Annotated in this window: 22 protein-coding genes and 2 tRNA genes; 18 read left to right on the top strand and 6 right to left on the bottom strand. The window is 50.0% G+C overall.

Features of this window, described 5'->3' with window-relative positions:
- Nucleotides 1-268 precede the first annotated feature (268 nt).
- Complete coding sequence (locus K7B67_RS17870) at nt 269-1,294, top strand: hypothetical protein (protein WP_252177232.1); 1,026 nt, start codon at nt 269-271, stop codon at nt 1,292-1,294.
- A gap of 112 nt (nt 1,295-1,406) precedes the next feature.
- On the opposite strand, the gene ahpF is transcribed toward K7B67_RS17870, so the two are convergent.
- Entirely contained in the window at nt 1,407-2,996 is a 1,590-nt protein-coding gene (gene ahpF / locus K7B67_RS17865) for an alkyl hydroperoxide reductase subunit F (RefSeq protein WP_252177231.1), read from the bottom strand.
- A gap of 66 nt (nt 2,997-3,062) precedes the next feature.
- A complete protein-coding gene (gene ahpC / locus K7B67_RS17860) occupies nt 3,063-3,626 on the bottom strand; it encodes an alkyl hydroperoxide reductase subunit C (protein ID WP_252177230.1) in 564 nt (187 codons plus the stop codon).
- 306 nt (nt 3,627-3,932) lie between these two features.
- On the opposite strand from ahpC, the gene rmuC reads away from it, so the two are divergent.
- The 4 genes from rmuC to K7B67_RS17840 all read left to right on the top strand — a co-directional run bounded on the left by rmuC (nt 3,933) and on the right by K7B67_RS17840 (nt 5,955).
- Entirely contained in the window at nt 3,933-5,288 is a 1,356-nt protein-coding gene (rmuC, locus tag K7B67_RS17855; protein WP_252177229.1) for a DNA recombination protein RmuC, read from the top strand.
- Between the two features lie 204 nt (nt 5,289-5,492).
- Nucleotides 5,493-5,580, top strand: a tRNA-Ser gene (locus K7B67_RS17850).
- Nucleotides 5,581-5,599: 19 nt separating this feature from the next.
- A tRNA-Arg gene (locus tag K7B67_RS17845) sits at nt 5,600-5,676 on the top strand.
- A 54-nt stretch (nt 5,677-5,730) separates the two neighbouring features.
- On the top strand, nt 5,731-5,955 hold the full coding sequence (locus K7B67_RS17840; protein ID WP_252177228.1) for a hypothetical protein: 225 nt from the start codon (nt 5,731-5,733) through the stop codon (nt 5,953-5,955).
- Between the two features lie 71 nt (nt 5,956-6,026).
- On the opposite strand, the gene K7B67_RS17835 is transcribed toward K7B67_RS17840, so the two are convergent.
- Genes K7B67_RS17835 through K7B67_RS17820 form a run of 4 tightly spaced genes read right to left on the bottom strand, consistent with a single transcriptional unit; the run spans nt 6,027 to nt 8,445 of the window.
- Nucleotides 6,027-6,452 (bottom strand): hypothetical protein, encoded by a 426-nt coding sequence (locus K7B67_RS17835; protein WP_252177227.1) that lies wholly within the window; start codon nt 6,450-6,452, stop codon nt 6,027-6,029.
- The gene (locus K7B67_RS17830) at nt 6,443-7,804 is read right to left on the bottom strand and encodes a recombinase family protein (protein WP_252177226.1); all 1,362 of its coding nucleotides are present in this window, start codon (nt 7,802-7,804) and stop codon (nt 6,443-6,445) included. Before K7B67_RS17830 ends, K7B67_RS17835 begins: the two co-directional genes overlap by 10 nt.
- Nucleotides 7,773-8,252, bottom strand: coding sequence for a DUF2924 domain-containing protein (locus K7B67_RS17825; RefSeq protein ID WP_252177225.1), 480 nt, complete (start codon nt 8,250-8,252; stop codon nt 7,773-7,775). The genes K7B67_RS17830 and K7B67_RS17825 overlap by 32 nt, the downstream gene beginning before the upstream one ends.
- On the bottom strand, nt 8,242-8,445 hold the full coding sequence (locus K7B67_RS17820; protein WP_252177224.1) for a hypothetical protein: 204 nt from the start codon (nt 8,443-8,445) through the stop codon (nt 8,242-8,244). Before K7B67_RS17820 ends, K7B67_RS17825 begins: the two co-directional genes overlap by 11 nt.
- 213 nt (nt 8,446-8,658) lie before the next feature.
- Here K7B67_RS17820 and K7B67_RS17815 point away from each other — a divergent pair, with 213 nt between their 5' ends.
- The 13 genes from K7B67_RS17815 (at nt 8,659) to K7B67_RS17755 (ending at nt 19,998) form a co-directional block, all read left to right on the top strand.
- Nucleotides 8,659-9,825: a hypothetical protein gene (locus K7B67_RS17815; RefSeq protein WP_252177223.1), complete on the top strand. Its 1,167-nt coding sequence runs from the start codon at nt 8,659-8,661 to the stop codon at nt 9,823-9,825.
- Nucleotides 9,818-10,342 (top strand): hypothetical protein, encoded by a 525-nt coding sequence (locus K7B67_RS17810; protein ID WP_252177222.1) that lies wholly within the window; start codon nt 9,818-9,820, stop codon nt 10,340-10,342. The genes K7B67_RS17815 and K7B67_RS17810 overlap by 8 nt, the downstream gene beginning before the upstream one ends.
- 231 nt (nt 10,343-10,573) lie before the next feature.
- Nucleotides 10,574-11,827 carry an ISL3 family transposase gene (locus K7B67_RS17805; RefSeq protein ID WP_252177221.1) on the top strand — a complete coding sequence of 418 codons (1,254 nt, stop codon included), beginning with the start codon at nt 10,574-10,576 and terminating at the stop codon, nt 11,825-11,827.
- A 216-nt stretch (nt 11,828-12,043) separates the two neighbouring features.
- A complete protein-coding gene (locus K7B67_RS17800) occupies nt 12,044-12,343 on the top strand; it encodes a hypothetical protein (RefSeq protein WP_252177220.1) in 300 nt (99 codons plus the stop codon).
- 246 nt (nt 12,344-12,589) lie between these two features.
- On the top strand, nt 12,590-13,084 hold the full coding sequence (locus K7B67_RS17795) for a hypothetical protein (protein WP_252177219.1): 495 nt from the start codon (nt 12,590-12,592) through the stop codon (nt 13,082-13,084).
- Nucleotides 13,085-13,277: 193 nt separating this feature from the next.
- Nucleotides 13,278-13,493, top strand: coding sequence for a helix-turn-helix domain-containing protein (locus K7B67_RS17790; protein WP_252177218.1), 216 nt, complete (start codon nt 13,278-13,280; stop codon nt 13,491-13,493).
- Entirely contained in the window at nt 13,490-13,957 is a 468-nt protein-coding gene (locus K7B67_RS17785; RefSeq protein ID WP_252177217.1) for a hypothetical protein, read from the top strand. Before K7B67_RS17790 ends, K7B67_RS17785 begins: the two co-directional genes overlap by 4 nt.
- Nucleotides 13,954-14,796, top strand: coding sequence for an ATP-binding protein (locus K7B67_RS17780; RefSeq protein WP_252177216.1), 843 nt, complete (start codon nt 13,954-13,956; stop codon nt 14,794-14,796). The genes K7B67_RS17785 and K7B67_RS17780 overlap by 4 nt, the downstream gene beginning before the upstream one ends.
- A gap of 2 nt (nt 14,797-14,798) precedes the next feature.
- Complete coding sequence (locus K7B67_RS17775; RefSeq protein WP_252177215.1) at nt 14,799-15,452, top strand: hypothetical protein; 654 nt, start codon at nt 14,799-14,801, stop codon at nt 15,450-15,452.
- A gap of 50 nt (nt 15,453-15,502) precedes the next feature.
- Nucleotides 15,503-17,611: an AAA family ATPase gene (locus tag K7B67_RS17770; protein ID WP_252177214.1), complete on the top strand. Its 2,109-nt coding sequence runs from the start codon at nt 15,503-15,505 to the stop codon at nt 17,609-17,611.
- Nucleotides 17,612-17,913: 302 nt separating this feature from the next.
- Entirely contained in the window at nt 17,914-18,294 is a 381-nt protein-coding gene (locus tag K7B67_RS17765) for a DUF6362 family protein (RefSeq protein ID WP_252177213.1), read from the top strand.
- A 185-nt stretch (nt 18,295-18,479) separates the two neighbouring features.
- Complete coding sequence (locus tag K7B67_RS17760; protein ID WP_252177212.1) at nt 18,480-19,757, top strand: site-specific DNA-methyltransferase; 1,278 nt, start codon at nt 18,480-18,482, stop codon at nt 19,755-19,757.
- Complete coding sequence (locus K7B67_RS17755; protein ID WP_252177211.1) at nt 19,723-19,998, top strand: flagellin; 276 nt, start codon at nt 19,723-19,725, stop codon at nt 19,996-19,998. The genes K7B67_RS17760 and K7B67_RS17755 overlap by 35 nt, the downstream gene beginning before the upstream one ends.
- Nucleotides 19,999-20,006 lie beyond the last annotated feature (8 nt).

The raw sequence follows: 20,006 nt of genomic DNA, 5'->3' as shown, positions 1-20,006 counted from the left end.
AAGGGTTATTCCATTTCCAGATACAGCGCTATCCCTGATAACGACCCACATTACGATCAGATCACTGACTAAGTGCTGCCATTAAACCGACTCTGGAAGACTGATTGTTCATGAGAGAAAAATGAAAATCAAGAAGGGGTAAAGCGTTGAGGCCTACAGAACTCTACCAATTTCGAGCAGTGCGGGGTTTTACGCTCATTCGATAAAATGAACTTTTTGCCGACGAGGAACTCAGAGTAATTATTATTTGTTCAAAGGGAGTTGATAAATGGATCCACTAACAGCCACCACACAGCCACAACCGGGCCTGAGTACTGTCTCACCTGAAAATAAGCCCTCTGCTGACATTGAATCGTCAAAGTACCTTCCTGATGCCAGTAACGCAGAACCAGGCAGCCAAACAGCACTTGTATCCCGAAAAACAGAGCTGGCTCCTGAAACCCCGTCAAAGGGTACTCCTTTACCTTTGTACGTAAGTAAGTTTGCTAAAGACAATATGCTGCTTCCTGCTGTATTGAATACACCGGCGACTTCCTCCCTGCTCCGGCCACTGGTTCTGTCACAGCAAACCGGTCAGCTGCCTAAGTTGACAGCGGCTTTATCTATGGCTGGCTGGACTCCGGCCATTGCCCGCACTGTTACTCGTTATGCGATTGCCGATACGGTTCGAACCGCATCTGCCCAATTGCTTTATGGCGTGCCTTCGACAATGGAACTGCCTGAAGACACCCAGGGTAAAGCTAATTTTGCAGTCAACAGTACCACTGCCACACTCATGACCGTAGCCAGCCAGCCTTTTACAGCGATGCAAATTAAACAGCAGATGAGTGATCGCAGTGTAAAAAAAGCGCAGGGATTTAAAACTATTCTGCAACAGGATTTCAAAACAACGCTGACATCGTCTTTTCGAGGAGTGACAAGCAATTGTCTTTCCACTCTGCTGATGTTTAGCATGGATTCAATGGACAGGCAGCAGGTAAAACGACGGGATGAAGGGAAGCTTAGTGATGTCGAAATGAAGGCAACACAGTTTGGTGTGGGGGCAACGATAGGTTTGGTCAATAATATTCTTAAAACCCACGCCAATGGACGGATACTGGGTAAAACCCATCAGGAGATTTTAAGACAACTGGTTGCTACTGCCGCTAAAAACCCTAAGGTTTTTGCCGCCCAGTTAGCTTATGCAACGGCCATGGGAGGTGTCTTTAATCTGATGTGGAGCGTTACTCTTCAGGCACTGGTTGCTACCCATGAAAAGGTTGCTGAATATTACGCTTCGGAAGATCAGGAATAAATTGATTGGTACGCAGACCCTGAAATAAAACATGATGATTAAGTTGCCAGGTCAGGAAGCCCTAGGTTGGCGGTCAGACTTAAGCCTGACCCGGCGAAAAGTAATAGATTAATCAGGCCGCTTCAGCAGTATCGCCTTCAAAACTGTTTCTGATCAGGTAATCAAAAGCCCCCAGTGAAGCGTTGGCACCGCTGCCCATGGCAATAATAATTTGTTTGTAAGGTGCGGTTGTGACATCCCCGGCGGCAAAAACACCTGGAATAGACGTTTCGCCCCGGCCATCAACCACAATTTCGCCACGTGGAGTTAATTCCATGGCACCTTTAAGGAACTCGGTATTGGGTACCAGACCAATCTGAACAAAAATACCTTCCAGTTCTAAACTGATTTCGTCGTCTGTATTGCGGTCTTTGTAGGTCAGGCCATTCACTTTATGACCATCGCCCAGTACTTTTGTGGTCAGTGCGCTGGTAATAATGGTGACGTTCTTCAGGGAGCGCAGTTTACGCTGGAGTACTTCGTCTGCTCTTAACTGACTGTCAAACTCAATCAGCGTAACCTGGGAAACAATGCCTGCCAAATCAATAGCGGCTTCAACCCCTGAGTTACCACCGCCAATGACGGCAACACGTTTGCCTTTAAACAAAGGTCCGTCACAGTGTGGGCAGTAAGCAACTCCTTTGCCGCGGTATTCCTGCTCGCCGGGCACATTCATTTCTCTCCAGCGGGCACCGGTGGCCATCAGTACGGTTTTACTTTTCAGGCTGGCGCCACTTTCCAGTTGGATTTCTACCAACTCTCCGGCACTGCGGTTATTTTCAACCAGGGCGCTGGCGCGCTGGTTGGTCATGACATCTACGTCGTAGTCCAGAACGTGTTGTTCCAGGTTGGCCACCAGTTTTGGACCTTCGGTTTCCTTAACGGAGATGAAGTTTTCAATAGCCATGGTATCCATTACCTGACCGCCAAAGCGATCGGCTACCAGACCAGTACGAATGCCTTTGCGGGCGGCATAAACAGCGGCGGCCGCACCCGCCGGACCGGCACCGACAATTAACAGGTCATAAGGATCTTTTTGGTTGATAGCGTCTGCTGTACGTTTTTCAGCGTTGACGTCCAGTTTGGCAACGATTTCGGCGGTAGTCATACGACCATGACCAAATGGCTGGCCGTTAACAAATACGGCGGGGACGGCCATGATTTGTTTGTCATCCACTTCATCCTGAAACAAGGCGCCATCGATCATGGTGTGGCTGATACCAGGATTCAGGACCGCCATCAGGTTCAGAGCCTGAACAACCTCAGGGCAGTTCTGGCAGGACAGGGAGATATAGGTTTCAAAATGAAACTCGCCTTCCAGCTGTTTAATCTGCTCGATCAAACCCGCTTCCAGCTTGGCAGGATGACCGCCGCTCTGGAGAATGGCCAGTACCAATGAGTTAAATTCGTGACCCATGGGCAGACCGGCAAAACGGATGGCCGGGCGCTGGTCCTGGCCTTGAATCGCCATGGATGGTCTTCTTTCCAGGGCATTGTCGCCTTCACGTAAGGTGATCTGGCTGGACAGTGATTCAAGGTCTTTGGCCAGTGAGGCCATTTCTTCTGATTTCGCAGAGTCATCAAGGGACACAACGATCTCAACAGGTGTTTTCAGGTTCTGGAAGTAAGCTTCCAATTGTTTTTTGATGTTTGCGTCTAGCATGATTGACTCGCTTGATCTTTTTAATTAGGTTCAGGCTCCCTGCCGTCAGCAGGGAGCGCAGGCCGTTTAGATTTTGCCGACCAGGTCCAGGGAAGGTTCCAGAGTTTCTTCACCTGGTTGCCATGCAGCTGGGCATACCAGGCCAGGATGGGTTGCGATGAACTGAGCTGCCTGAATTTTGCGAACCAGGTCTTCGGCGTTACGGCCAATGCCCAGATCGTTGGTTTCAACCACTTTGATCTCACCTTCAGGGTTGATGACAAAAGAGCCACGCAGTGCCAGACCTTCTTCTTCGATCATGACTTCAAAGTTGCGAGTGATCTGGCCCGTTGGGTCACCGATCATTGGGAATTTGATCTTATTGATAGTATCAGAGCTGTCGTGCCAAGCTTTGTGAGTGAAGTGAGTGTCGGTAGAGACGGAGTACACTTCAACACCCATGGCCTGAAGTTGTTCGTAGTGGTCAGCCAGATCACCCAGTTCAGTCGGGCAAACAAAGGTGAAGTCTGCTGGGTAGAAGAAGACAACTGACCATTTACCTTTCAGGCTTTCTTCGGTCACGTCAACGAACTCGCCATTATGGAAAGCAGTTGCTTTGAACGGCTTGATTTGAGTGTTAATGAGGGACATGGCTCATTCCTTCTTGTGGGTAGTCATTCGGTTTTGTTGTCTGCCGTTTTTGGTGGCGACATGGAAATAATATGCCTGTTTGATCGGTGGGTATAATTGATCGTTCAAATACTGTCTATAGCTTTTACCTATTACTGGATGACAGGTTATATTTTCAGCCCATCGCAGTCGTTCGAAGTATGACAGAAAGCAGTTTTGGAACACGAAAATGGCGGGATAGACGATAGCCATCAGACTGTTGATTTCGATCAAAATACCGTAATGTTCATCAATAATTGTTTATTTTGTACTGATGAGAGTGCGTGCATGTCTGCAACTGAAATGGCCGTGGTCGTCCTATTGGTTTTAATCTGCTCCGGATTATCCTGGCTCTTTGCCAGACAAAGAGCGGCTGCCGGATTGGCAAAGCTGGAAACCCTCCTGAATAATGAAAAACGCAGAGTCCAGGAAAGGGAAGAGCTGCTCAAAGAAGGTCTGCGGAAACAGCAGAATGAGCAGGAAGCCCGGTTCACTGCCGAAAAGCAGGTTCGGGAATTGAAGGTCAGGCTGGAAGAGCAGCAGCTACAAAATGAAAAGTCATTGCGACAACTAGAAGACAATAAACAGGTACTCAAAGAAGAATTTGGCAATCTCGCCAATGAGATTCTGGAAGCCAAGAGCCAATCGGTTTCACAGCAGCACCAGGCGGGTCTGGAAAACCTGCTGAAACCTTTTAAGGAACAACTGGGCGAGTTTCGAAACAAGGTTGAAGAAGCCAGCAAAGCGGACAACGAAGGTCGAGCGGCCCTAAAACAGCAGCTGGAGACTCTCCATAATCTCAACCAGAAGATCACCGATGAAGCAGGCAATCTTGCCAGAGCGTTGAAGGGCGATAAGAAGTTACAGGGCAACTGGGGTGAGTTACAGGTTGAAAAGATTTTAGAAAGCAGCGGCCTGATCAAGGGACAGGAGTATGAGCGGGAAGCCAACTTCAAAGATGAGGAAGGCCAGAACAAGCGTCCTGACTTTGTCGTTTATTTACCCGAGCAAAAGCACCTGATTATTGACTCGAAAGTCTCGCTGGTGGACTACCTGAGTTACGTCAATGGCGAAACCGATGCTGAGCGTGAAGCCGCCTTGAAACGACATATACAGAGCATCCGGAACCACATCCGCAGTCTTAACGAAAAAGATTATCCTTCGTTGCCAGAGGTTAAAGCGCCGGACTTCGTCTTTATGTTTATGCCTGTTGAGCCGGCTTTTATGGTGGCCTTCCAGCATGACCAACAATTATTCAATGAAGCTTTTGAGAAGCGCATTGTGGTGGTGACACCCACCACACTTCTGGCCACACTCAGAACAGTGTCTAACCTCTGGACCATTGAAAGACAAAACGCCAATGCCCGAAAGCTGGCTGACAAGGCTCGCCAGGTGTACGACAAACTGCGTATTTTTGTTGAAAAGATGGAAAAGCTGGATCAGCAACTGACCAGTGCCAGAAGCACTTATGATGACGCTATGGGAACCTTGAAGTATGGCCGGGGCAATCTGATATCCCAGGCAGATCAGTTCTTGAATCTGGGTGTACGCGTTAAAAAAGAGCTGCCCAGGCAGACCCTGGAAACGGCTGACCTGGGGAGCGATATAGCCATTGAGTCTGATCAGCAGTTCATTCAGGAATAAAGCATTGAAAATGTGCTGGTCAGCGGCTGTTCATCCTGCATTGGTCTGGCGCTGGATTTTAAGACGTTAGTGCAGGATCGGTCGTTTGCCCGTTTAGGTAATTACTCTTAAAGTAGAAAAAAAGCGCATTTTGGCTTTGCCTTTCAGACAGTCCTGCTATAAAGTACGGCTCCGTTCGCAGCAACAGACGCGAACAGCAGCAACGGTGAGGTGTCCGAGTGGCCGAAGGAGCACGCCTGGAAAGTGTGTATACGGAAACGTATCGAGGGTTCGAATCCCTCCCTCACCGCCAGAATTGAAAAGTGAACAACGCGCTCGTAGCTCAGCTGGATAGAGTACCTGGCTACGAACCAGGCGGTCGTAGGTTCGAATCCTACCGAGCGCGCCATCTTCAGAAAGCCCTATTTTTATAGGGCTTTTTGTCGTTTTGGGGGGTGGGTTTTTGTCTTGCCTATCTCGCCTTTTGTTGTTTTTTGGTCGTTTAATTTCTGCACTGGCAAAAACCTTAAAAATGCCCATTTTTGACCATTTTGGGGCCTTTTTCTCTTTCTCTTCTCTTAAATCTGCACTTTTCAAAATTCCTGTGCGTACTTTTATTTCCTCTTTAAAAACAGTTGGTTATGAGTGGTTTCAGGTTGTTTGGACAGGCGTTTGGTTTGCACTTTAATGGCGATATGTGCCGAGGACAGTCGGCGAACGTTTTGATTAAAAATCGAGGGATAAAAAGGAGGGAGCACATCAATCCTCTGGTATCCCCAATGCCTTCTTCTGCTCTGACCACAAGAGTGGAAAAGGCTTCATAAAATCAGCCAGCACCAAACCTCCCAGGCTGCGACCATCAATAATGGCTTCCTGAATCTCTGGCGACAGGGTGGTCAGCCGGAGGATTTTCGAAGCATAGCTTTCGCTGTTGATTCCTTCCTGTTTAGCCAGCACTTTCAGATGCTGCTCTTTCCCTGTTTCCAATGCCTTCAACCACCGATGTGCCCTGACCAGAGCATTTCTCAAAGCCGGATCGACCTCTTCCAGTGCCGGACGACCGTCCGGTGTGGTGACCTGGCTCTTTCCCTTGCGGCTGATGAACTTGATGGGAATGTGCACCAGAATGCAGTTCTCGTCTTTCAGATAGGTGCGGGTTGCCTTGCCAGTTACTTTTATGGCCATGTCACTTCTCCTTTTAGCTCATGGGTGATGGTGGCTATCCCTTCCTGACGGAAGCGAATCTCGATGCCCTGCTGGTGGACATCTATGCGGTTGACCAGCAGTTTCATTAAACGGCGTTGCTCTTGAGGAAACAGCAGGTTCCAGATGTCCGACAGATCATTCAGGGCTTCCCTGACCTGATCTTCATTGAGCGTTTCCTGATCCGTCAGCATCTGCCGGGTGGTGAAAATAATCTCCGGTTGCTTCAGTAAATCCCGAAGATGCTCGACCACCAAAAACTCAATCTCCCTGGCTGCCAGGTTAGGCAGGGGCGAATGTTTGTGGCCGTGCTTGCGGGCCAAACTGCTGACGTAGTAGCGGTGCAGTTTGCCCTTTCTGCGGGTGGCTGTGGGTATCAGGGCTTCCTGCTCCGGCCCGAACAGAAAACCCCGCAGAAACGAAGGACTGTGCCTGTGTCGGCTGTCTGTTTGGCGGCCCGAGCTGTTGCTCTGGAGAATGGTCTCTACCTTCGCCCAGACCTCGGGTTTGATAAGGGCTTTATGCTCACCCGGGTACCATTCACCCTTGTGGCCAATCTCACCAATATAGAGTCGGCTCTTCAGCAGTTTGTAGATCGCGGTCCGGGTGAACTTCTTGCTTCCGGCCACTTGGCCACCTTTGCGTGGCAGCCGCTTGGTTCGAAAGCCCATCTCATTAATCCGTTCAGCGGTTTCAACCTGTGAGCGTGTTTCAATAAAAGTCTTGAAGATCTCCCGGATAATGACTGCTTCTCCCTCATTAGGGATCAGCTTGCGATCCATCACGTCATAACCCAGCGGTGGCGTCCCACCCATCCACTTGCCTTTCTTTTTGGAGAGCAGGAACTTGTCCCTGATTCGCTCGCCAGTCACTTCACGCTCAAACTGGGCAAATGACAATAGAATATTAAGCGTCAGTCGTCCCATGCTGCTGGTGGTGTTGAACTGCTGGGTGACGGCTACAAATGAAACCTGATGCTTATCAAACACCTCCACCAGCCGTGCAAAGTCAGCCAGCGACCTGGAAAGACGATCCACTTTGTAAACCACCACCACATCAATCTTGCCTGCTTCCACATCCTGCATCAGTCGCTGAAGTGCAGGCCGTTCCATATTGCCACCGGAAAAACCGCCATCGTCGTATTCGTCCGGCACCAGAACCCATCCTTCCTGTTTCTGGGAAGTGATATAAGCTTCACCGGCTTCTCGTTGGGCATGGAGTGAATTGAACTCCTGCTCCAACCCTTCTTCTGAGGATTTACGGGTATAGATCGCGCAACGTATGATGTCCTTAATCTTGCTGTTACTTTTGCCCACGGCTTTTTCCCCGCTCATGGCTGCTTCCTTTTAGTCCAAAGAACACCGGCCCCGACCAGTGACTTCCAGTAATCAGTTTGGCGATGCCTGAAAGGCTCCGGTAGATTTGGCCCCGATACTCAAAGCCCTCCTTGGTGACAATTACCTCATGGGTCTCGCCTTCATATTCTTTAACAATCCGGGTGCCTGCGGGTGGCTTGTTGACTCTGGCCTTGGGCACAGCTTTGTCTTTAGCCGATGGCTTTTGCAGTCGCTGTAATTGTTTCTTGTGCTTCTCGGAAAGGCTCCCCAGTTCCAGCTCCTGAACCCGGAAGGCTAATCTCTGCCTAAGCAGTCGTTTGTTCAGCTTGGGCGCATCGGTGCCATAAAGCTTTGGCCAGAGTGCGAGTAGTGCTTTTGTGGACATCTTCTGAATGGCAGCCACTTTGGCCGCCAGACTTGACTGATCGGATAATTCATTCTTCATTGTTGGACTCCTGTCGTTGAACCCTATGAGACATACAGGCTCTGGTTCCGGCATTAGTCCAGTTATCTTTCTCTCTTTCGGTGTTTTCCTGTTCTTGCTGCTTTATATACCGACGTTCAATACCGGCAGCCAGGATCTGGCAGATAGCCAGGGTATTGGGGTGTGGCTGGTGGCTTGATGGGGGTTTGTTCATGGTGGGTCTCCCATCCCTGGGGGGTGCGGATTTATTTAAAAGTGTTGCTGTAAAAACGTCAGGAATCCATACCGAGGTAACCGGCTTAATCCGGTGTTTTCCAAGGGATTGACAGGCCATGCAATTGGGTACAATATGATGCTGTACAAAAAAACAGTAGTATAAAAAGACCGGGATGTAGCCATAGAAAAAATATAAAAACCGGAGGACCGGATGCCCTACTTAAAGCGAGCCTTGAAGCATGTTCGAGATGATTATTGTCGTGAGCTGTTAAAGCGTACCGGAGTGACGAAAGCACAAAGAGTGATTGCTTATGAACCGGAACTCAGTACCACCTTCGATCTGATGGATGCTATCGGTGCCTTGGATAAAAGACAACGACAGGCGTATAGAGACCTGCTTCGACGGATCGACCAGATGGCGGACGAAGTGGGTCAGGAGTTCCTGGCCAGGCTGGTCATGAATAAAAGTGAGTATCTCGCTCAGAATAATCCGCACACTCGAGCCGCCTGGGTTCTTCTCCATGAACAGTCGATCTTTGAACAGGCCGAAAGTGAGCGCTTTGCTGATGAAGCCAGGCTCACAGCCAAGTGGGACAGCTTCAAAGTATTGTCCACTGTGAGTCAGCTCCCTGATCTAGAGGAATTAAAAGAGTATCTCTCGCAGCACTTTGGCGGTGATGATGAAGTACTGGTGGACTTGTTTGAACGGGAGCGTCCGAGTATTGATGGCAAGATAGAAACTTTGCAGCAAGTTATGGTTTACTGGGAGGGTCTTCCCAGCCTGCTTAAGGAAGTTTCCAAAAAGAAGAAAGCACTTCGGGAAACTATGATCAGGCCAGCGAGGGAATATGCTTTCCTCTGGAACCCGAAGAAGTGCGAGCTGGAAGTGGTCACTCGGAAGAAGCAGGAGCGCGAGCAGCTGGCTCAGCTTTTCACCAGCAAGGCACTGGGAGTAGAAGAGGCTCCGGAAAAATTGAAGAGAAGACAACTTACGCTGGATGTCTTGAAGTCGAAGCCAGTCCTGCCATTCAACCGGCAAGAAGGCATTAAACAGGTCTCTGTCTCCTATCTGAAATTCAAGTCAACCCGAAGCGACGCTGTTTACACCGCTCAATCCCCTGCCTATAAAGCCCATGAGAAAGATGTCTATCAGATAATGAAAGAGGATGAGACTGAACACTTTCTGAATTGTGACCAGTACTCTGTTGTTGAAGCTTCTATTGCCGTGAAGTTCAGGAAAAGAGATGGGCAAAATCGTGCCAACAGTACCACCATCACTCTGAAAGATCCCTGCACTTCCAACTTGCAGGATTTGACCGAACGGGAACGTTATCTCAGCTGGAACAAACTCAAGGAGTGGGGACTGACTCATGACTGACAGACTGAAATTACCCGAGAAACAGCGCTCATTTCGTTACCTGGCCGGTCTGTATGAAACCGATTCTGAAACAGTTCTGAAAGCTTGTCTGGAAAAGGACAGACCCAACGAAGCCACTGACATTGTGAGCTCTGGAGCGTTGACTCCGGGAGGTCTGGCTTCCGTAATCCCCATTGATACCGACGACGGAGAGCTCTGGCTGGAGGTGGCTGAGAGAAATCCTGAGCGGGAGCCGGGTGTCTTCACTTGCTACTGTGTCTCCGAAGGTTTCGTTGAGGTTACGGAAGAGCAGCAACGGCAATACAAGTACGACAGGGACTGGCTAATCAAAGTGCTCAAGAGCCACCTTAAGTTGTCAGGCGAACAGGTCACCGTGATTCCTGAACTGCTCGAGTGTTTGGGAAATATTCAGGTCGATGGGCAGCCCTACCAGATACTGCTTGCCCGACACCTGACCAGTATGTTTAGTTTTAAGGCTCTTCAGGGATATCTGTGGGTAAAACCAGCCAGCCTGTGAGGATAAAGCTACAGAGTAACCTCTAAGTTGGAAACAAATAGTCGGCACATGAAGGATTGGAAACCGCTGACTCTGCAAACCAGTTTGCAACGCTATCAGCGCCCTGAGGTTAGCAAACCAGTTCTTAAGAGGTATCCGCGGGTAAGAATGATCAAACTTAAAGGTAGAAGCACCAGCGGCTGATTTCTGGTAGTTTTTTGTTAGCAGACAAAAAAACAGAAGAGACCGCTGATGCTAATAAAAACTATCCTAAATAAAGTGCATAAACTCAAGTCATTTGTTTATCAGGATGTCCAATTCGGCAATTATCAGGGTGAAGATGTGTTCAATGTCACCGTGGTTCCAAGGAAGAACAGTCGGGCTCTCTGCTCTGGCTGCCAAAAACCAGCACCAGGCTATGATCACCTTACTGAACGCCGTTTCGAGTTTGTTCCCCTCTGGGGAATCAGAGTTTTCTTGCTCTATAGAATGCGCCGAGTGGAATGTAAGACATGCGGCGTAAAGGTTGAGCAAGTTCCATGGGCTGAAGGTAAAAAGGAACTGACCAAAGTCTACATGCAATTCCTGGCAAACTGGGCCAGAAAACTTTCCTGGAAGGAGGTTGCCAGTACTTTCAATACTTCGTGGGAAAAAGTATTTCATGCTGTGGAGTACATGGTTGAGTGGGGCAAAGCAAATCGCTCACTCGACCATATCAAGGCTATTGGGGTTGATGAAGTGTCTTACCAGGTTGGGCACAAATACCTGACAGTGGTTTACCAGATTGATCGTGGTTGTACCCGGCTGTTGTGGGTTGGTAAGGACCGTACAGAAGCGACGATTCGTAGCTTTTTCTCTTTCTTTGGCCCCGAACGTAGTGAGCGATTGAAGTATGTCTGCTCTGACATGTGGAAGCCCTACGTAAAAGCAATCACTGAGTTTGCCAGTCAGGCGCTGCATATTCTGGATCGATTTCATATTGTCTCCATGCTGAACAAAGCTATCGATGAGGTCAGGGCATCAGAACAAAAACAGCTTCAGGCAGATGGTTATGAGCCTGTTTTGAAGAAGACTCGTTGGTGTCTCCTCAAACGGAAGGAGAACCTGACCGAGAAAGAGGAGATCAAGTTAAATAGGGTACTCCAGTATAACCTCAAAAGTGTCAGGGCTTATCTGCTCAAGGAAGAGTTTCAAGTGTTCTGGGACTACATATCACCACACTGGGCAGGGAAGTATCTGGATCGGTGGTGCACAAGAGTCATGAGGTCAAAGATAGAACCCATGAAGAAAGTAGCCAAAACTGTTCGACGACACAGGCCGTTGATTCTGAATTGGTTCAAGGCAAAAAAGGCATTTTCCAGCGGAATTGTTGAAGGTCTGAACACCAAGGTAAAACTCACTACGAGAAAATCGTACGGTTTTAGGACCTACAAATGTGCAGAAATTGCTTTATATCACACACTGGGCCATCTGCCTGAACCAGAAATGACCCACAGATTTTACTGACGAGGCAGTTTTAAAAACATTTATCAGAGCCTGGAAAGCTGGAAGGGTAAAGCGCCCGGTGTTGTTCTAACGGTATCCGAGCGGTTTGACCATCTGCTTCCTTTGCCAGGACCGTATCCGATTGTGTCGCTGCTGTCTTCTGAAGGCACTTGTGAAATACATGCTCAAAAGTTGAAAGATGTACTGCGAGAAAACTTTGAACCAGAAGCTGAGCCCTTGGAAGTCAGATGGGAACGTTATGGCAATCAAGGACGGTTTGAGGCCAATGACCGTGAGCCTTGGGATATTAGCGGTGGTCAACGCTGTGAGATAGCCAGCATGATTTATAAAGCCTGGCTAATGGGCAACCGGGGAGTCAGTACCAGTCAGCTTAGAGAGGAAGGCATAGGCTACACCCGGCCAAGCAACTGTTTTAATGACAATGATCAGTGGCAAGAGTACATCCAGTATGAAAATCGGTTGTGGAGCCTGAAGGCCGATCCTCGCCCCAGAAGAAAAGCGATTACTAAAGAGTAGTTTGATCTTCAGAAGAAAAAATACGCCCAAGTAAAGGCAGCCAGCAAGCCGCTGGCTCAGTGATTCGTTCAGGTCTGTCAGAGATTCTATAGGCTGGAAGGGTTAATACTTATCTATCGATATTATATCTTATTAATAATAAAAGAGTTTTTTCTTATTCTTGCTTGTTTTTTTGGTGGTTAAAGTAAGGGGCAAAGCAGATCTTGTGTCCTTATTTGTGTTACCAGCTATTTTCAGGTCTTCATCATGTTAAAACCAATCGTCAAAATAACCTTGTTGTCCTTATTATCAGTGCTGGTAGGGTGTTCGTCAGTAGGTTCGTCAGTAGGTGGCGTTCTTGGCAGCATTCAGGCAGGTTATGATGAGACCATCCGAAAAGCACAGGAGCGTCGCTTTGAAGAGCGCAGTGATGAAGCAATGGCGTTTGCAAAAAAGTTATGTGAAGTAAAAGGCGCTGACCTGACGGGCGATGACAGAAAAAATCACATGGACTGGTGTCTGGACTATGTATACACCAATGTCATGCTCAAAAAATACGGTGAAACAAGTGATGCACCGGCTGTAAAGTCAAACCCGGTACAGTCAAACCCAGTACAGTCAGGCCAGAAAGTTTACCGGCCTGATGAGTGCACTGGCCCGGTTATTAATGGTGAGTGCCACGGCGCTGTGATCCCTAAAGGGTATGTGCCAACTTGCTATGGCACCATGCTGAATGGCCAATGCACTGGCCCTATGTTTTGAAGAATTTCACTGTACGCACATGTGTACCTTGCTGACCCTTGTCAGAGAAAAAACCGGCTGTATGCTGGTTTTTTTGTGATTTTTTAACAAAAAATACGCCGTCTCCGCTCTGTCTCCGCCCCATCTCCGCTTTGTCTACTCCGACTGTCCCATGATTGATCCTGCCTTTGGAAAAAACAAGAAGGAGCATGAAATGGAAGTGCAACACCTGAGCCAGAAAGAACTGGCCGACCGCTGGCGGATCAGCCCCTATACCCTGGAGAAGTGGCGTATGCGTGGGCTGGGTCCTTGCTATATCAAGCTGGGCAATCGGGTTATTTACCGGTTGTCGGATATTGAAGCGCACGAGGCTTCGCACACTCATATGGGTACATCTCAGCCAGTCGCTTGTCGGGGAGGTGAAGTATGAGCAGTGAGTTGGAAAACATCAAGGGAATGGGCGTTGCTGAACTGGCCGCTCGTTCAAGTGAAGAGTTGGCGACGCTGGTCAGGGATACCGACGAAGCTCTGGCTCAACTCCAGCTGCAAAAAGAGTGGCTGAAGTCAGTGATCGCCTACAAGTACGTCTTCAAAGCTTCCCAGGTCCGGGCACAACTGCAGCAGGAATTTGGTGAAATCAGCTTTGAAGATGAAGGTGTGGGAGTGCTGGTGGATTTGCCCAGAGAGGTCAGCTGGGATCAGCAAAAACTGAAGGCCATCGCCCAGAGGATTCAGGAACAGGGCGAAGACCCCTCTGAGTTTCTGGATGTTCACTACTCAGTGCCTCAGGAGAAGTTTGATCGCTGGTCTCAGGAAGTTCGCCGAGCTTTTGAACCGGCTCTGCAGGTGAAGCCAGGTCGTTGCACTTACCAGCTGGTGGGGGGTGTGAAATGAGCCTCCCAATTCTCAATGCCAAGCAACGTGGTCAGGAGCATAAGGGCATCAAGTGCGTGCTGCTGGGCAACAGTGGGGTGGGTAAAACCACCCAGCTGCTGAGCCTCAACCCGGACACCACTTTATTTGTGGATCTGGAAGCAGGCGATCTGGCAGTGCAGGAATGGCCGGGCGATACCCTTCGTCCAGCCACCTGGCCGGAGTTCCGAAACTTTGCCGTCTATCTGGCAGGACCTAACCCAGCGCTTCGGGACGATCAGGTGTACTCGAAAGCACACTACGAAGCGGTGTGTCGCAAGTATGGTGATCCTGAGTCGTTGGAGAAGTACGACACCTACTTTATCGACTCCATCACAGTGTTGGGCCGACTCTGCTTCCAGTGGTGCAAAGGCCAGCCCCAGGCGTTCTCCGAGAAAACCGGTAAGCCGGATACTCGCGGCGCTTATGGCCTCCACGGTCAGGAGATGATAGCGGCACTGACCCACCTGCAACATGCCCGGGGCAAGAACGTAGTCTTTGTCGCCATCCTCGAGGAGCGGGTGGACGACTTTAACCGCAAGCTCCACCAGCCCCAGATCGAAGGTAGTAAAACCGGCCTGGAGCTCCCCGGCATTGTTGACCAGGTGATCACCCTGGCCAGCCTGCCCGATGAAGAAGGCAACCTGCGTCGTACTTTTGTTTGCCAAACCCTAAACCCCTATGGCTACCCGGCCAAGGATCGCAGCGGCCGACTGGATGTATACGAACCGCCTCACCTCGGACAGCTGTTTACCAAGATCCACAGTGGATCAAGGCAGCCTGTTCAGTTTGAAACCCAACCTCAAGGAACGGAGAAATAACCATGAGCCAACAAAGAGCCATGACACGCTGGAACGACTTTAACGATGCTACCGACCAGGGCAGCTACGATGTCATTCCTCCAGGCACCTTGGTCAAAGTGCGTATGACCCTCAAGCCCGGAGGCTACGATAATCCGGAAATGGGCTGGACCGGCGGTTACGCCACTTGCGGCGACACCGGAGCCATCTACCTTAATGCCGAGTTCACGGTGCTGGAAGGTCAGTACGCCAGGCGTAAGATCTGGTCTCTGATCGGGATGCACAGCCCCAAAGGCCCGGAGTGGGAAAACATGGGCAGGTCTTTTGTCAGAGGTGTCCTGCAATCCGCCCGTAATATCAAGGCCGAGGATAACAGCCCACCGGCTTATAAAGCCCGACAGTTGCAGTCTTTGTCAGAGCTGGACGGCATTGAGTTCGTCGCCAAGGTCAGTACTGAAAAGGATCAGTACGATGAACCGAAAAATGTCATCAAGCAGGCCATCACACCGGAGCACAAGCAATATGCTCAGCTGATGTTTGGTCAGGTTGCTCCTCAGGGGAGTTCACCCGCTAATCAGCAGGGTGACCATTCTCAGGCTCAGCTGCAATCGCAGCTCTACAGTCCTCCGGAGTCAGCACCTCACCCAGCTGAAAGCTACAACAACCAGTGGGATTAAGGCCCTAACGCCCACCTTCGGGTGGGCTTTTCCCTACAGGGACTGTGACAATGAAAAACAAATGGCTTGATTTTAACGATGCCCAAGAGCAGGGCACGACACAGAAACTGGATGCAGAAGACGTTAAGCGTCGTATTCAGGAACGAATGCCAGAGTATCTGGCCTGGCTATTTCCCAATGGCAAAAAGCGAGGCCAGAAGTTTGTACTGGGCAACGTCCAGGGCAAGAAAGGCAAGAGTCTGGAAGTGGAGTTGAGCAGTGGGCTTTGGCATGACTTTGAAAGCGGTGAAGGCGGTGACATTATCAGTCTGACCTCCGCACACCAGAATCTGGATCCTCAAAGGGACTTTCCCGAAATCATTCAGCTGATGGCGAACTGGCTGGGTATGCCGTCGTTCAGTCCACCAGCTCATACTAATCATCAGGAAGAGTATGAAGACTTGGGTCATCACACAGGCAAGTGGGACTACCACGATGCCGAAGGCAATTTGATCGCCTGTGTTTACCGTTATGAGACACCGGATGGAAAGGAGTTCAGACCCTGGGATGTAAAGACCCGCAAAACCAAAGCTCCCAACCCCAGACCACTCTACAACCAACCGGGTATCAAGGTAGCTGACGAAGTACTGCTGGTGGAGGGCGAGAAAGCGGCCCAAGCGTTGATTGACAGTGGTTATTGCGCCACCACCGCTATGAACGGTGCCAAGGCTCCCACGGATAAGACGGACTGGTCTCCTCTTAAAAACAAACGAGTACTGGTGTGGCCTGATCATGATGAGGCTGGGCTACTTTATGCTCAGCAAGCCGCACAGGCTATTTCTGATGCTGGTGCGGCCTCTGTCATCATCTTAAAACCACCTGAGCAGCAACCTGAGAAGTGGGACGCGGCAGATGCTGTGGCTGAGGCATTCGATATTCGTCATTGGATGATTACTACACGACGTAAGACAGTTAAAGAGTCGGTGCCCGTCTATCGTTTTGGTGAGTTGCTGGATGATGAATCCCCCATGCCAGAGGATTTGCTGTCTCCGAGAATACTGACCCCAGGTGGCATGCTGGTATTGGGCGGTGCTCCCAAGGTAGGTAAGAGTGACTTCCTGTTAAACCTCCTCGCCCATATGTCAGCAGGTTTGACCTTCCTGGATATGCGGCCCAGTCGTCCCCTGAAGGTGTTCTATCTACAGGCCGAGGTGCAATACCACTATCTGCGTGAGCGGGTGAAGCAATTACCACTCAAGGATTTCCAGCTTAGCCGGATTCGAGAAAATCTGGTGATGACTGCCCGGTTAAAATTGATTCTTAATGCGGTGGGTCTGCCCATCATCGCCAGAGCGATTCAGCAGGCTTTCCCTGAAGGGCCTGATGTCATTGTTATTGATCCCATCAGGAATGTGTTTGATCCGGGTCCGGATGGCAGTAGTGAAAATGATAACAACGCTATGCTGTTTTTTCTCAAGGAGCGAGTGGAGCAACTGCGGGATATCGTTAACCCGGATGCAGGCATAGTGCTCGTTCACCACACCCGAAAGATGAGTAAACGACAGCTCGAGGAAGATCCTTTTCAGGCACTTTCCGGGGCTGGCAGCCTTCGAGGTTACTACACCTCTGGGATGTTGCTGTTCAGGCCGGAAGAGCTGGAGCCCGAACGGATGCTCTATTACGAGCTGAGAAACGGTCCTTCACCCAAAGCTCAGAGGATCATCAAAAGAGATGGACAATGGCGGGAAGCACCTCCCAGCAGTATGCGTCTGGCGGGTGAAGAGTTGGGCAAGAAGCACGATGCAGAGCGCATCAGGAAGCGAGAAGTGATCGTCAACCTGATTTACCAGGAAGCTCTGAAAGGCAGGGTGTTCACCGTTAACCAGTTCTCTGAGCAGTTTGAAAACCAGCTGGGCCTGGGTGGCAAAACGACCATCTATGATCGAATTCAGGTGCTGGCCACCAAGGGCTATATTAAGTTTTTCCGGGATTATGACGAGTATAATTTGCCTGCTCCAAAGCGCAGTAAACTGGGGTATTTATGTGTTGATGGCATGACCTATGGCGTGGATGGCGAGGCATTGTGCAGCATCAGGCCAACAGATTTCAAATGTCCCAATACCGGTACATTACTGCCTGTCGAAAACCCGGATGTGTGGGTTTACCAGGACACCCTGTAGAAGTCAGAAACCGTCTGAAAATGGCCTTTCAGAATTCGGCCAGATTTCAGAATTCGCAGAATTCAAAAAAATTGAAATCTGGCTGAGAACTTATTTTTAAAAGGATTTCAAATGGTTATGCGGGCTTTTTAGAATTCAACTCAGTTTTTCCGAATTCTGGTATCCGAAGTCTATAACTGATTGTTTATTAAGCACTATTTTCTAGTTTTCAGAATTCAACAACACCGTATATATAAATATATACAGGCGAGCCTCCTTGAGGTCGGCCTCGCCTGTATAACAAAACCACAGGAGCTGAAGTCATGGAGTGCAAGGATGAACTGGCCAATCGCTATCGGGAAGCCTGGCTGGTGGCACGACGAGTGTCGTCAGGTATCAATCTCCGGTACTCCGCTTTCTGGCCGGAGATCAATCCCAACCGCTGGGAGGTCTACCAGGGAGAAAACAAAATCCTGAGGCTGCCCGATCCTTCGGAAGACGAAGTGGATCGAATGGTGCAGTGCATGCGATGGTTGCGATGGGTGGACGAAGAGGAGCGAAGGCTGATCTGGCTACGTGCTTCAGGACTGCCCTGGCGATTGATTGCGGACGACTTGGGCGTGAATCGAAAAACAGCCTATGGGCACTGGTGTAAGGCCATAAATCGGATTTCCATCCACATTTTGCAAAATAAATCAGGGTAATTTGACCAATGTAGAGCGTTTATAGCGGTGCTTGTCTGCCAATGTCGCTTAAAGTCCGTATTGGGAGTATTGGACACTTTCGCCAAATTTGACAAGAATTAACGCTAAGCTCGAAGCGAACTGCACCTGAACCTCACACCTCCCCGGTCTGAGGTTTTTTTACGTCTGGAAATCACGGAAGAACCATGTCCAGAATCCTTGTCGAAGCCATCGAACATCGCCCCGTCGCCACCCTGGTGCCCTACGCCAACAATGCCCGGACTCACTCCGATGAGCAGGTGAGCCAGATTGCCCGGTCCATCGAGGAGTTCGGGTTTGTTAATCCGGTGCTGGTGGGCAGTGACGATGTGATCGTAGCCGGTCATGGTCGTCTTATGGCGGCGAAGCAGCTGGGCATGGAAACTGTCCCTGTGATTGTGTTGGGACACCTGTCCGAAACCCAGCGTCGGGCGCTGATCATTGCCGACAACCAGATCACGGCCAACTCGGGCTGGGACGAAGAGCTGCTCAAGCAAGAACTGGCAGAGCTTGATGCCCTGGACTTCGATCTGGACCTGATGGGCTTTTCCGACGAAGAACTGGAAGGTCTGCTGCTGGTGGACGAGCCTGAAGGGCAGACCGACGATGATGAAATTCCTGAGCCGGAAGAGCATCCCGTCAGCCAGCTGGGTGATCTTTGGGTTCTGGGAAATCACCGGGTGCTGTGCGGCAGTGCCACCGAACAGGCCGATGTGGAAACCCTGATGGCAGGCCAGCTGGCGGATATGGTGTTCACCGATCCGCCTTACAACGTCGACTACGCCAACCCCGGGAAAAACACCAAAGCGAAAAAAGATCGCCGAATCAAGAACGATAATCTCGGCTCTGAGTTTCACGCTTTCCTGCTGGCCGCCATGACCAACCTGCTTGGAGTCTGTAAGGGAGCGATTTATATCTGCATGTCGTCGTCTGAACTGGACACGCTCCAGAACGCTTTTCGGGAAGCCGGTGGCAAGTGGTCTACGTTTATCATCTGGGCCAAGAATACCTTCACATTGGGTCGTTCCGATTACCAACGACAATACGAACCGATCCTCTACGGTTGGAAGGAAGGCAACGAACATTTCTGGTGTGGTGCCCGGGATCAGGGCGATGTCTGGTTCTACAGCAAGCCTGCCAGAAACGACCTGCATCCCACCATGAAACCCGTGGAGCTGGTAGAACGTGCTGTTCGCAACTCTTCCAAGACACACGACATCGTGTTGGATCTGTTTGGCGGCTCCGGCTCCACATTGATCGCCTGCGAGAAGTCACACCGCAGTGCCCGGCTCACTGAGCTGGATCCCAAATACGTGGACGTGATCGTGCGTCGATGGGAGGAGTACACAGGCAAGGAAGCCTACCTTGAATCCAACAATCTGACCTTTGCCCAGGTCAAGGAAGACCGTGATGGACGAACTCTCAAGGCGACTGGATCAGATTGATTCAAAGCTCGACAAACTGAGTGATGCCGTTTCTCGTCTGTCCATGATCGAGGAACGAATCACTCACCAGACTAACAACCTTTCCCGTCAGGATGAACGCCTGGATGAGCAGGAGAAGCGCATCCGGAAGCTGGAGTTCCAGGCCAGTCGCCGGGGCGTAATGCTGGGCTATATCGAACGCTTCGGCTGGATTGTGCTGACCGCTGCTATTGGGCTGCTGGCTTACTTTCTTAAAACATAAACTCAGGG

The sequence above is a fragment of the Endozoicomonas sp. 4G genome (genome assembly GCF_023822025.1).
Classification (GTDB): Bacteria; Pseudomonadota; Gammaproteobacteria; order Pseudomonadales; family Endozoicomonadaceae; genus Endozoicomonas_A.
Note: the sequence above shows the minus strand (reverse complement) of the source record. Positions and strands in the feature narration are given on the sequence as shown.